This is a genomic window from Streptomyces sp. NPDC092369, assembly GCF_044755245.1.
Taxonomy (GTDB): Bacteria; Actinomycetota; Actinomycetes; order Streptomycetales; family Streptomycetaceae; genus Streptomyces.
In genome coordinates, this window is sequence record NZ_JBIVQP010000003.1 from 542,961 (window position 1) to 555,814 (window position 12,854).

Sequence of the window (12,854 nt, forward strand, 5' to 3'; positions counted from 1 at the left end):
AGGACGCGGACTTCATCCGCGAGATCCTCGACCTGGTTCCTGGTCATCGGCGCCCTGGCCGGCGGCGGCGCCCGCTACTCGGATCTCGACACCACGATCCCCGCCGTCTCGAGGCGCATGCTCACCCTTGCCCTCAAGCGCCTCCAGCGCGACGGCCTGGTCGACCGCACCGCCTACGCGGAGGTGCCGCCCCGCGTCGAGTACGCCCTCACCGACCTCGGCACCTCCATGCTCACCGCCGTCCAGCACCTGGCCGCCTGGAGCGCCGAGCATCACACCGAGATCCGACGCCACCAGGAAACGTACGACAAGGACAGCGACAACAGCAGGAACGGCAAGAACGCCACACGCGGATAGCACTCGGGACTCGGACTCGGCCGTCAGCTCCTGGCGCTCACCTCCCGCCACCCGGCCGTCAGCCCTCAACCTCCCCCGCAAGCCCCGTGAGTGCGTCCCGCAGCCCCGCCCTCGACGTGACGTTCAGCTTGGGATAGGCGTTGCGGAGGTGGGCCGCAACTGTCCTGGGGGACAGGAACAGTTGGGCCGCTATCTGTTTGTTCGTGAGGCCCGTCGCCGCCAGTTGGGCCGTGTGCCATTCCTGAGGTGTCAGAGGAGAAGGGCGGGCCTTCGTCGCATTCGTGGGGCGGGGCTGGAGGCCCGTCGCTCGGAGTTCGTTCGCCGCGCGGGTGGTCCAGGGGCTCGCGCGTAGGCGTTCGAACGTGGCCAGGGCGGCCGTGAGGTGGGGGCGGGCCGCGCCGCTGGCCCGGGCCCTGCGGAGGCGTTCGCCGTAGGCGAGGTGGATGCGGGCCAGGTCGAAGGGCCAGCACTCGGCGTCGGGGGTGGCGAGGGCGCGTTCGAAGAGGTCCCGGTCCACCGAGGCCTGGTCGGCTATGGCTGCCGCGCCGTCCGCGATCATCGCCAGGCGTGGGGAGAGTTGATGGACTCCGAGGGCGCGGATCGTTTCCAAGTGGGCGGTCGCTTCCGCGTGATGGCCGCTGTGGGCCGCGGCCTCGACGAAGTCCCACAGGAGCCACAGGTCGTGGGGGGAGGTCAGGCGGCCGGCCTCCGTCACCGACGTCAGGTGGTAGTACGCCATGCCGAAGTCCGCGTCGCCCAGCGCCGACAGGGCCTTGACGTGGGCGGAGTAGGTGCGCAGGATGCCCAGGCCGCGCGGGTTTCCCCAGGAGACCAGGGTGTTGGCGACGGTACGGGCGGTCTCGTCGTCGCCTCGGGCGGCGGCCAGCAGGCCCTGCAGGAAACGTCCCGGCCAGGCCTGGAGGCGGTAGTTGTACGTCGTGCACCAGCCCAGGCCCTCATCGGTGAGGGCGGTGATGTCGTCCCATTGCCCGGTGGCGTAGGCGTCGTTGGCCAGGAGGAAGAGCGCCTCGATCGCCAGGGTGACGGCGCCTCCGCCGCGGCCGTCGTCGACCACGCGCCGGAGTGAACTGCGGCTGCCCGGCAGGCGGTCGACGTAGGCGCCGGCCGCGGACGTACGGACGATGCGGGTGGGGTCCGTCTCGCGGTGGAGATCGGAGGTCAGTTCGTCGAGGCGGGGCAGTACGGGCAGCGCCAGGTGGGCCGGGTCGCCCAAGGCGGCGCGCATTACCGGGAGTTGGGGGTCGGGAGCGTGGGGGTGGAGGCGGCTCAGCGCGGTGTCGACGGAGCGCCATACGTCCGGTCGGCCGCTGAAGAAGCAGACCCTGAGCAGGGTGTGCAGTGCCTCGGAGAGCATGGTGTCGTCGCTCTGCCGCAGGGTCGCGTCGTTGTCGATCGCGTTGACCAGGAGCCGCTGGGCGGTGTCCACGTCGCCCTCGCCGTTGAGGAGTTGACTGGCCGCGGCGACGGCGGCCGGGAGGGACCTGGTGGCCCGGGAGTCCGCGCCGGTGGCGTTGTCCAGGAGGTCGCGCACGTTGCGCAGATCGCCGGTGATGTTGGCCCCCAGGCAGGCCGCCTCGGCGAGCCTGCGCCCCTTGCCCGCCCCGGTGGCACTGAGTTCCGAGGCGCGCAGCAGGGCGTTGATGGCGCCGACGGCGTCCCCGCGGCGCAGGGTGTCGTAGGCGAGGTCGTGCAACAGGACGGCCACGTGCTCGTCGGGTCCGACCGCCGCGTCGGCCAGGTGCAGGGCCCGGCGATCGGAACCGGCCGGGAACTCCTCGGCGAGCACCTGATGGGCCCACCGGCGCTCGGCGCTGGTCGACAGCTCCATGACGGCGGACCTGGTCAGCGGGTGCCGGAAGACCAACTTCCCTGTTTCGACGTCGACTTGTACGAGGCCGCCGCGTTCGGCGGGGCACAGTCCGGGCCGGGCTTCCGGGGTGGCCATGGCGCGCCGCAGGGTGCGCAGGTCGCCTGAGCCGTCCAGGACCGCGAGCAGGAGCAGCCTGCGGGTGCCGGCCGGGAGGGCGCTGACCCCTTCGCAGTAGATCCGCTTGAGCCGGTCGGACAGCGGGAGGACCGCCGGCAGCGTGCCGCGCTCGGTCTGCTGCGGCTTGTCGAGCGTGCTGGGCAGTTCGAGCAGGGCCAGCGGGTTGCCGCGGGCCTCCGCGACCAGGCGCCGGCGGACTCGGGGGGCCAGGGCGGGGAATCGTTCCGCCACCAACGCGGTCGCCGCGGTGTCGTCGAGCGGCCGGATCTCGTGCGTGGCCATTCCGGTGCCGCTCAGGAAGGACTCGTCGCCGGTCCGGGACGCGGCCAGCAGGGCGATGGAGCCCGTGCGGACGTAGCGGGAGACGATCCCCAGGACCATCGCGCTGGGCCGGTCCAGCCAGGCAGCGTCGTCGACGATCAGTGCCAACGGCCTGGCCCTGGTGGCGGTTTGGGAGAGCACCGCGTGTACGGCGCTGGCGATGGCGATGAACTCGACCGGCTGCCCCTCGGACAGGCCGAGCACGGCCTGCAGGGTCGCCGCCTGGTGGGTCGGCAGGGCCGCGATCTCCTCGGACAGCGGCTGCAGCATCTGGTGCAGCCCCGCGAAGCTCACGGTCCGGTCGAACTGCGATCCGGTGACGCGCAGTACCCGGAAGCCGGCCTCGGCCGCCCGCTGCGCGGCCACGTCGAGCAACGCGGTCTTGCCCACCCCGGCCGCTCCGGTCAGCATCAGCCCGGAGCCCCGGTCGATGGCGGTGGCGAGCAGCGAGTGGACGACTCGCAACTCCGCCGACCGTCCTACGAGGCTGACGGCGGCGCACGGGTCCATCGCGGAGAGCGCGCCGGTCAGCTTGTCACTCACGGCGGGCGTACCGGCCACCGTGTCCCTCGCGACAGGCGCGCTGACCACCGTGTCCCTGACGGCAGGCGTGCCGGTCACCGTGTCGCCGCCGGCCGCGGGTCCGGTGCGAGGAGCAGCCTCTTGTCCATGCCGGGCAAGCGGGAAATCGTGCGGCTCATCCTGCACTCCCCCTGTGTTCTGGGTAGGGCGCCACGGTGCGCTGCGCTGCTGTGTCGGCAGCTGGAAGGTCGGTTCGCCGGAGCGGGAAGGTCGGTTCGTCGGGGCTTCGAGCGCACCTTCGTCTTGTCGTCAGTCTGGGGTGACGGCGGCTTCGGCGGCTTCTGTCAGACGACCTGACTTGCCCGATCAGGTAGTCATCGGGCGCGTCTTTCTGCCCGTTCAGGCGACGACGTCCCGCAGTTGGAAGCGTGAGGTGACACCAAGCTTGGGGAACGCCCGGTTGAGGTGAAAGCCGACCGTGCGCGGCGAGAGGAACAACCGGGCGGCGATCTCCTTGTTCGACAGTCCCTGCGCGGCGAGTTGGACGATGGCCAGTTGCTGCGGGGTGAGTTCCATGGTCGCGTCCGGGCGGCGCCCTTCGGCGGTGTCGACCCCGGTCGCCCGCAACTCCGCTGCCGTGCGGGTCGTCCAGGGTGCCGCCCCGAGTCCCTGGAAGAGTTCCAGCGCCTCACCCAGGGGTGCCCGGGCGTCGGCAGGGCGTTGACGACGGCGCAGCCACTCCCCCAAGTCGGCGAGCGCGAGGGCGCGTTCGAAGGGCCACTGGTCTCCGTCGGGCGTGGAGGCCGCTTCGCGGAGCAACTCCTCCGCGCGGGTGGCGTCGTCGGTGAGCAGGCCTTGGGCCCGGCACAGGATGAGGTGCAGCCGCAGCGAGATGTTGGCGGGCAGTTGTCCCATGGCCGTGTCGAGCGTGGCCTGCGCCTCCGTGGACCGGCCGGTGCGTACGGCACTGGCCGCCAGGTCGCCGAGTCCGTGGTAGGAGCTGTGGAAGTGCACGGGGCTGCCGTCGCGGTGGAAGTACCGGCTGAGGTGGAAGTACGCGACCTCGTGATCACCTTCCGCCAGTGCGGCCAGCGCGCTCGCCTGGCGGGCGCGCACGTCGAAGGTGCGGGTGCCGCGCAGGTCGTAGTCGCGGACGGCGTCGGCGAGCGTCTGCTTGGCGCGCTCGCTGTCCCCGCGCACCGCGGCGAGCGTGCTGGCGAGGATGTGGTTGCTGAGGGTGGCGATCTCCATCCCGCCGGCGGCGGACGCCGCCCGGTCGGACTCGCTCAGACTGGCGAGGGCGGCGGGCCAGCGGCCGACTTCGAAGAGGGCGAGCGCGTGCGCCGAGGCGACGGTGGCGTTCGCTCCGGCGGTGGCGGCCTGGCGGTAGATCTCCAGCATGGTGCCGAGCAGGTTCACGGCCATCTCGGTCTCGTCCAGCGCCCAGGCGGCGGCCCCGAGCGCCGCCCAGGCCATGAGCGACTGGTCCTCCTCGGCGGCCGCGTGACGCAGGTGGGCGAGGGCCTCCTCGCGCGCGTCGAGCGCGTCGCAACCGGCCAGGATCCAGGCCGAGTCGAAGGTCGGCTCGCGGGGCGGAAGACGCCGGTAGCGGCTCAGGATGGCAGCGCGGAAGCGCGGGTCGCCGCTCTGGTAGCCGACCGTGGCCGCGGTGCCGAGCGCGTCCATGACCCGGTCGGGCCGGTCCGGCCACGAGGCGTCGGCGGCCGCCGTCAGGCGGTCCATCGCCTCGCCGTGCCGGCTGGTCAGCACGAAGGCCCACCCGCCCATCGTGTCGGCCAGGACCCGGGCCTCCTCGGTGTCGGCGATGGCAGCGACGGTGGAGGTGAGTTCGGCCACCCAGCGGGGATGGCCGGCCCACGCCGCGAACTCCGCGGCCGCGTTGAGCCGCCGGACCCGGTCCTCGGTACGCGGGCTGAGCTGGGCGGCCCGTTCCAGGGTCACCGCGGCCGCCGCGTAGCCGCCCCGACGGCGGGCGCGTTCCGCGGTGGCCTCCAGAGCGGCGGCGACACCCTCGTCCGCCGTGACCATGGCGGCGGCCCGGTGCCAGGCCCGGCGGTCCTCGTCGAGGTCCGGCACGGACGCGATCAGCCGGTGCGCCTGGGAGCGCTCGTCGAACGGCGCGGCGGCCAGGACGGCGGACCGGACCAGGGGATGCCGGAACCGGACGACACCCTCCCGGAGGGTGAGCAGCCCGGCCTTCTCCGCCGCGGCCCAGGCTTCGTCGGCGGCGCGGGCGACCTGGGCTCGGCGAGTGGGGGTTCCCTCCGGGGGGTGCGGCGTGAGGTCGGGTGAGGTGGGGGTGGTGGCGTGGAGGTGCTGGGAGTCACCATCCGTGTCCTGCGAGTTGGCCGGGGCGCCCTGCGAACCCCCGCCACCATCCAGGGAATCGCCGTGCCGAACCCGCGCGTTGGCCCGCCCGTCCTGTGAACCCCCGCCCCCATCTACGGAGTTGCCCTCCGCCCCCTGCCCCACCGGCACCGCCCCCTCCAGCCCCACCTCGTCCGGCTCCGGCAGCAGGACATCGCCCAGGATCTCCGTGAGCGCCGCCATGTCGGGCAGGTCGGCGACCGCGGCCAGCGTGAGGAGGCGGCGGGTCGGGCGTGGGAGGGCCTCCAGGTCGGCGGCGAAGAGCTGCTCCAGGCGTTCGGTGAGGGGGAGTTCGAGGCCGGCCCGCTCCTCGCCGAGCGAGCGGGTGGCCGCCGCGCGGGTCAGTTCGACCAGGGCGAGCGGGTTGCCGCCGGCCTGACGCAGCACCTGTCGGCGGGTGCGGCCCTCCGGCGGTGTCGCGAGGGAGTCGAGGAGGCGGGCGGCCTGGATCTCGTCGAGGTCCTCCAGCCGGTGCAGGGTGCTCTGGCGCGTCCAGGCGGCCGGCAGCCCCGTGGGACGGGAGGCGAGGAGGAAACCCACGGGCTCGCCCTCCAGGCGGTGGGCGCACAGGCTCAGGAGGTCGTGGGAGGACCGGTCGAGCCACTGGAGGTCGTCGATGATCACGAGAACCGGCCCCGCGTCGGCCCACGTGGACAGCACGCGCAGCAGCGCCCCGGCCAGCGCGAGCGTCCCGCCGGTGACCGTCTCTCCCCCGCGCAGGACGGTCCGGAGGATCGAGCGGTCCTCGGCGTCGATGCCGGCCAGGGTCTTGCGCCAGGGGTGCAAGAGGGCGTCGAGTCCGCTGAAGGCGAGCCCGGCCTCCTCGGTCCGGCCGACCACCCAACGGGCCTGTCCGCCAAGGTCCTTGGCCTTCCTGGCCCCGGCCTCCAGGAGCGAGGTCTTGCCGATACCGGGCTCGCCCACGAACAGCAGCGTGCGCTCGATCGCACCGCCCTCAGGGCCCCGGGCCTCGGTCGAGGCCTCTCCGCGCAGTCGATCGAAGAGGGCGTCGATGGCGTTCAGTGCCTGCTCCCGGCCGAACACCCCCATCGGAATCGATGACATCCGGGGCCTCCCCCACCTCGCTGCTGGAGCGCCAACCCTAGCCCGGCTTCCTATAGGAAACGGTTGCGTTCAGCCGATCATCGCCCTGCCGAAAAAGTGACAGCGCGCGACAGCGAGGCCCGGATCAGGCCCGGTCCGATGAGGCGCGTCAGGCCGAACGCTTGCGGGGCGCCGCCTTCTTCGCAGTGCTCTTGGCGGTGCTCTTCGCCGTGGACTTGGCCGCCGCCGTGCTCTTGGCCGCGGTCGTCCTCTTCGCGGTCGTGGTCTTCTTCGCCGCCGCCTTCTTCGTCCCCTGGGCCGACTTCGCCGTCGACTTCCGGGCGGCCGACTTCGTCTTCTTCGCGGCCGTCTTCTTCGTCGCCGTGGACGTCGACTTCTTGCCGGTCGTCTGCTTCGGTGCCGTACGCGCGGACTTGCGCTGCGGAAGGCGCCGGACCTCGGCCTCTTCCGGTGCCGCCTCTTCCGCCTCCGCCTGCCCCTCGCCCCGGGACTCCTGCGCCGCCCGCACGCTTTTCTCCAGGGCCGCCATCAGGTCCAACACCTTGCCGCCGGACGCCGGTTCCGGGGCGTCGGGGATGGACTCGCCCGCCGCCTTGGCCGCGATGACCTCCTCCAGCGCCTCGCGGTACTCGTCGTGCAGGTCGGAGAGTTCGACCTCGCCGAGGGTGTCCATCAGGGCGTCGGCCAGGTCGAGTTCCTTGGGGTTGACCGTGACGTCGATGTCCGGGGCGACTCCCGAGGGGGCACGGACCTCATCCGGCCAGAGCAGGCCGTGCATGGCGATCGCCTCGTCGACGACCCGCAGCATGCCGAGGCGTTCCCGGCCGCGCAGGGCGTACTTGGCGATAGCGACCTTGTTGCTGCGCTTCAGGGCCTCGCGCAGGAGGGTGTACGGCTTCGCCGCGGGGGCGCCGCCCGCCTGGAGGTAGTACGCCGCGTCCATCTGGAGCGGGTCGATCCGGTCGGCCGGGACGAAGGCCACGATCTCGATCGTCCTGGCGGTGGGGAGCGGGAGGTGGGACAGGTCGTCGTCCGTGATCGGGATGATCGTGCCGTCCGCGTCCTCGTACCCCTTGCCGATCTCGGCGGAGGTCACCTCGCGGTCCTCCAGGTCGCAGTACTTGCGGTACCGGATACGGCCGCCGTCCTCGGTGTGGATCTGGCGGAAGGAGATCGAGTGGCTCTCGGTGGCGTTCACTAGCTTGATCGGGATGCTGACCAGGCCGAACGAGATGGCGCCGTTCCATATGGATCTCACGTGCAGCACCCTTTCGGTCGGTTTACTCCGGTCTCTGCCCAATCGCGTGAGATTCTCATCGTATGACGCCCATCACAGAGGTGGAGGGGAGACGGCTCGCGCTCAGCAACCTGGACAAGGTGCTGTATCCGGCGACCGGCTTCACCAAGGGCGAGGTGCTGCACTACTACGCCACCACCGCCGCCGCGCTCCTGCCCCATCTGCGGGACCGGCCCGTCTCTTTCCTGCGGTATCCCGACGGCCCGGACGGGCAGGTGTTCTTCACCAAGAACGTTCCGCCGGGTACGCCCGACTGGGTCACCACCGCCGAGGTGCCGCGGTCGGAGGGGCCGGCGCGGATGGTGCTCGTACAGGATCTGGCGAGTCTGATGTGGGCCGCGAATCTCGTCACCGAGTTCCACACGCCCCAGTGGGTGATCGACGCGCCCGCGGAGGCCGACCGGATCGTCTTCGATCTCGATCCGGGGGCGCCCGCCACGATCGTCGACTGCTGCGAGGTGGCGCTCTGGCTGCGCGAGCGGCTCGCGGCGGACGGGATCGACGCCCATGCCAAGACCTCGGGCGCGAAGGGGCTGCATCTGCTGGCCGCGCTGCGGCCGACGCCGTCCGAGCGGGTCAGCGAGTACGCCAAACAGCTGGCCGTCGAGGCCGAGCGCGTCCTGCCCCGGCTCGTCGTGCACCGGATGACGCGGAGCCTGCGGCCGGGGAAGGTGTTCGTCGACTGGAGCCAGAACGCGGCCCGCAAGACGACCGCCGCCCCCTACACCCTGCGCGCCCGCCCGGAGCCGACCGCTTCCACGCCGGTGACGTGGGCCGAGGTGGAAGAGTGCGGGGCGCCCGACCGGCTGGCGTTCCGGGCCGCGGACATCGCGCCGCGCCTTGAGGAGTACGGCGACTTGTTGGCCCCGCTCATGGAAGCCGACGCGGCGGGTTCACTGCCGTGAGGCTCAGCGGGGAGGTGAGGAGCGGCGACGGAGGGGCAGCGGGCGTCTCCGCCCGGCCGCCGCTGCCGAGGCCGAGGCCGAGGCCGGCGGGACGGAAGCCCTGCTTCCGCGGGCACGCGGGCGCCGCCGGCTCGGCGCACCGCCCCACGGTCAACCGCCGGAAGAACCTCGCGACGCCCCCCGTTCGACTGTCCAGGACACCTCGTGACGCCCCTTGCCCGACCGTCCAGGACACCTCGTGACGCCCCTGTCCGACCGTCCAGGACATCTCGTGACGCCCCCCGCCCGACCGTCCAAGACACCTCACCCCACCCCCGTTCAACCGCCGGAGGCACCCCCGCTCCCCTTCACACCCGTACCCACGTCCCCCGGTCCCGGGCCATCGCGTGCAGGGCCTCCACGTCCGCCGGTTTGAGGACTCCGCCGAGGCGGGCGAGGCCCGCGAGGTCGGTGTCCTGGAGGACGCGGACCTCGCGGAGCGGTCCGGGGACCGAGACGTCGGCGGGGCCGACGAGGGCCAGGACCGGATGGACCTCGGCGGTCAGGGCGTACGAGGCGCGGTCGGCGTCGGCGCGGACGCGGCGCAGCAGGGGCTGGGGCTCTCGGCGGCCCAGCGCGACCATCGGATCGGCGATCGTGACCCGCTGCTTGCGCGCGTACAGCGTGTGCACGGCGAACAGGCCGCCCGGCCCGATCACCAGGTGGTGGACGCGGTCGCCGCCCGGCAGCGGGACCGAGTGCAGGGCGTGCCAGCCCGCGCCGTCCAGCCGGTCCAGGGCCTCGCCGACCGTCTGTTCCGCGGTCAGGGCCCGGCGGCGCGGGTCCGCGCGGAGGCGATGGGAGGGCCCCGGCTCCCGGTCCAGGTCGACCAGCAGCGCCTCGCCGGGGCGGTTGGGCGCCAGGTCGTCGTCCGGATGCAGGGAGAGCCGGGCCAGCTCGGCCGGGGTCGGGACGGGGGGCGGGCCCACCGTCACCGGGCCGGTGAGGAAGGGCCCGAGGGCTTCCAGGACGTCTTCTCTCTCGTCCTCGCTGAGCAGATTGATCCTGGCCGCCTCACGGTCGTACCAGGCGATGTTCCTGCCGTCCGTGAGACAGACGTAGAGCCGCTCGTGGCCATGCCGCCAGGCGGGTACGACGCGTAGTCCGGTCATGCACCATCACCCCTTGACCATGGGAACAGGCGGGGTGCTCCCCGGGCAAGAACCCGGTTACCTTTGAGACCAGTTGGGCGTGGAGTTGGGGAGGCGTTGTTGCGTACCCGCAGGAAGCAACCCGACGTACCGGCTCCGGACACCCCGTGGAGCGAGATCGTGCCCGGATTGTGGATGGGCGGGCACGAGTTCAGGGGGACCTCCGGACAACTCGAATTCGCTGTGGTGCGGGACGAGTTCGACCTCGTCCAGACTCTGCTCAGGCTGCCGGGGCACGGCCCCGATCCCGGTGCCGAGCACCATGTGTGGCCGATACCGGACGGGCCGCTGGACGGGACGCAGCTCGCGGGCGTCATCCGTCTCGCACGGGCCGCGAGCGACGCGATGGACGAGGGCCGAAAGGTCCTCGTCCGCTGTTACAGCGGCTACAACCGCTCGGGGCTCGTGGTCGCGCAGACGCTCGTCCAGCGCGGCGGCTCCGCCGACGAGGCGATACGGCTGATCAGGACCCGGCGTTCGCCGTGGGCGCTGCACAACGAGCTGTTCGTGGACTATCTGCGGACGGGTCTGTCGACGGCACGGCTGCTGGAGGAGCTGACGGAGTAGCGCGTGAGGGTGGGAGGGGGCGGGTCGGGTGGCATGCGATCGTTTCTCCAGAGGCGTCCCACGGGCCGGCTTCCCGGGGGAATTCTCCGGATGAATAGGGTGTACTGGGTCATCGATCACCCTCGCACCCAGGAGCACCGTGCCCCGCACCAGCCCCGCGCGCACCCGTCCCGCGCGCACCGCCCTCGCCGTCGCCCTGCTGACGGCGACCGCGGCGGTCACGGCGGCCTGTGGTGACACGGGCGGACTGCGCGGGGCCGGCGCGACACCGACCGCGACCAGTCCGGCCAAGCTGTGGCCCCATCTGTCCCCGGCCACCAGCCCCGCCTGGAACTACGACGACGGCGAGTCCGAGCTGGTCCGGGACATCACCGCGCCCGGCGACGACATCCACAAGGTGGACCCCGTCGCCGTCGTGCGCGAGGAGATCCGCCGGCATCCGGACGACTACACGCGCGCGTCGGCGCCGTACGCCGGGACGACCCGCCGGCTGGCCGACTGCGCCGAGGGCGCGGGGCACGGGAAGTGTCCCGTCCTCAAGCCGTACTACCGCGATCTGACCGGCGACGGGCGCGACGACCTGACGCTGGGGTTCCGGCTGCTGCCCGGCAATCAGACGGCCGTGCGCGTCTACACCTTCGAGTCGGGCCGGCTGGTCCAGGTCATGTCCAACGACGACGCGGTGAGCGGGGTCGAGCTGGCCGGCCGGTCCGTGATCATCCACTCGCCGTCCGACATCGCCGACTACGAGTACCGCTTCCAGTGGACCTGGGACCCGGACCAGCGCCTGATGCTGCTGACCCATGACGAGATGCTCCGCATGGGGGGCGCGAAGGCCGGGAAGCGGGACCGGCGCGTGCCGCCTTCGGTGACCCCCTCCCCCTCGGCCTCCCCCATGGTCTCCCCGTCGGTCTCGGTGGGCGCCGGATGAGGCTCGCGCTTCCGCACTGGGCCGGCACTCTCGCGGTCAAGGCCGCCGTGTTCATCACCGTGATGTGCTGCGCGCTGGCCGCCCTGCTCGGCGTCCTCGTGCATGTCTCGGTGAGCGACCAGATCGTCGGCCAGGCCCGTGATCTCGCGCTGTCCCGGCTGGGCGACGCCACGGAGTCGTTCGAGGCCGGGGACACGCTGACGCCGGGTGTCGGGGTCGATCCGCCTGGTCTGCCCGACCGGTTGCGGACGCTGGCGGCGGGCGGTGAGCGCGGCACGATGGTCGCCGACCACCGCGGGCGCCCCACGATGTGGGCGGCCGGGCCCGTCGACGGCGGGCGCGCGCTGGCCGTGCGGGTCGACTACGCGCAGGGCAGGCGCACCATCGTCGGGCTCGACCGGGCGATCGTGTGGTCGTCGGCGCTGGCGATCGGGGCGACGCTGCTGGTCGGCGCGTTCGCGGTGACACGGGTGACACGGCGGCTGCACGCGACGGCGCAGGTGGCGCGGCGGATCAGCGCCGGTGATCTGGACGCGCGCGTGGACGACTCGCGGACGAAGGATCCGTCGCGACCGCAGGACGAGGTGGCGGCGGTGGCCGCCGCGCTCGACTCCATGGCGGGCTCGTTGCAGGGGAAGTTGCTGAGCGAGCAGCGGTTCACGGCCGACGTGGCGCATGAGTTGCGTACGCCGCTGACGGGATTGCACGCGGCGGCCGAACTGTTGCCGCCGGGGCGGCCCACGGAGTTGGTGCTGGATCGGGTCGCCGCGTTGCGGACGCTGACCGAGGATCTGCTGGAGATCTCGCGGTTGGACACCGGGCGGGAGCTGTTGGAGGTGGACACCGAGGAGTTGGGGGCGTTGGCCGAGCGGGTGGTGCGGGCGTCCGGGACCGACACCGAGGTGGTCGTCGAGCGGGACGCGCGCGTGGAGACGGACCGGCGGCGGCTGGAGCGGGTGCTGGGGAATCTGGTCGCCAACGCGCATCGGCACGGGCGCGCGCCGGTGTCTGTGACGGTTCGCGGGGGTGAGGTGGTCGTGCGGGATCACGGGGACGGGTTTCCGGAGTATCTGCTGGCGCACGGTCCGCAGCGGTTCCGGACGGAAGGGGGCGCTCGGGGGCACGGGTTGGGGTTGACCATCGCCGCGGGGCAGGCGGAGGTGTTGGGGGCGCGGCTTGAGTTCGCGAACTCCGTTGACGGTGGGGCCGTTGCGACGCTGACGCTCGGCTAGAAGGCCGCAGAAAGAGCTCGGGCCCTCAGGTTGTTCGTTCACCGCGGCCTCGTGGGGCTTGTCGCGCCCAC

The 12,854-nt window shown here is 72.5% G+C and carries 9 protein-coding genes; 5 read left to right on the top strand and 4 right to left on the bottom strand.

Annotated features, from left to right (window positions below; all coding sequences use genetic code 11):
* Window positions 1-96 precede the first annotated feature (96 nt).
* The gene (locus tag ACIQI8_RS19330) at window positions 97-357 is read left to right on the top strand and encodes a winged helix-turn-helix transcriptional regulator (protein ID WP_402353999.1); all 261 of its coding nucleotides are present in this window, start codon (window positions 97-99) and stop codon (window positions 355-357) included.
* Between the two features lie 58 nt (window positions 358-415).
* On the opposite strand, the gene ACIQI8_RS19335 is transcribed toward ACIQI8_RS19330, so the two are convergent.
* The 3 genes from ACIQI8_RS19335 to ACIQI8_RS19345 form a co-directional block, all read right to left on the bottom strand.
* The gene (locus tag ACIQI8_RS19335) at window positions 416-3,229 is read right to left on the bottom strand and encodes an ATP-binding protein (protein ID WP_402351709.1); all 2,814 of its coding nucleotides are present in this window, start codon (window positions 3,227-3,229) and stop codon (window positions 416-418) included.
* Window positions 3,230-3,607: 378 nt separating this feature from the next.
* Entirely contained in the window at window positions 3,608-6,661 is a 3,054-nt protein-coding gene (locus ACIQI8_RS19340) for a LuxR C-terminal-related transcriptional regulator (RefSeq protein WP_402351712.1), read from the bottom strand.
* Between the two features lie 148 nt (window positions 6,662-6,809).
* Window positions 6,810-7,919, bottom strand: coding sequence for a Ku protein (locus ACIQI8_RS19345; RefSeq protein WP_402351715.1), 1,110 nt, complete (start codon window positions 7,917-7,919; stop codon window positions 6,810-6,812).
* Window positions 7,920-7,981: 62 nt separating this feature from the next.
* Between ACIQI8_RS19345 and ligD the strand changes: the two genes are divergently transcribed.
* Window positions 7,982-8,863 carry a non-homologous end-joining DNA ligase gene (ligD, locus tag ACIQI8_RS19350; RefSeq protein WP_402351718.1) on the top strand — a complete coding sequence of 294 codons (882 nt, stop codon included), beginning with the start codon at window positions 7,982-7,984 and terminating at the stop codon, window positions 8,861-8,863.
* Window positions 8,864-9,210: 347 nt separating this feature from the next.
* On the opposite strand, the gene ACIQI8_RS19355 is transcribed toward ligD, so the two are convergent.
* Complete coding sequence (locus ACIQI8_RS19355) at window positions 9,211-10,014, bottom strand: nuclease-related domain-containing protein (protein ID WP_402351721.1); 804 nt, start codon at window positions 10,012-10,014, stop codon at window positions 9,211-9,213.
* Window positions 10,015-10,113: 99 nt separating this feature from the next.
* Between ACIQI8_RS19355 and ACIQI8_RS19360 the strand changes: the two genes are divergently transcribed.
* From ACIQI8_RS19360 to ACIQI8_RS19370, 3 genes are all read left to right on the top strand, one after another.
* The gene (locus ACIQI8_RS19360; protein WP_402351724.1) at window positions 10,114-10,620 is read left to right on the top strand and encodes a protein phosphatase; all 507 of its coding nucleotides are present in this window, start codon (window positions 10,114-10,116) and stop codon (window positions 10,618-10,620) included.
* Between the two features lie 139 nt (window positions 10,621-10,759).
* Window positions 10,760-11,551 (top strand): hypothetical protein, encoded by a 792-nt coding sequence (locus ACIQI8_RS19365; protein WP_402351727.1) that lies wholly within the window; start codon window positions 10,760-10,762, stop codon window positions 11,549-11,551.
* Window positions 11,548-12,783, top strand: a complete 1,236-nt coding sequence (locus ACIQI8_RS19370; RefSeq protein WP_402351730.1) for an ATP-binding protein — start codon at window positions 11,548-11,550, stop codon at window positions 12,781-12,783. Before ACIQI8_RS19365 ends, ACIQI8_RS19370 begins: the two co-directional genes overlap by 4 nt.
* Window positions 12,784-12,854: the final 71 nt, after the last annotated feature.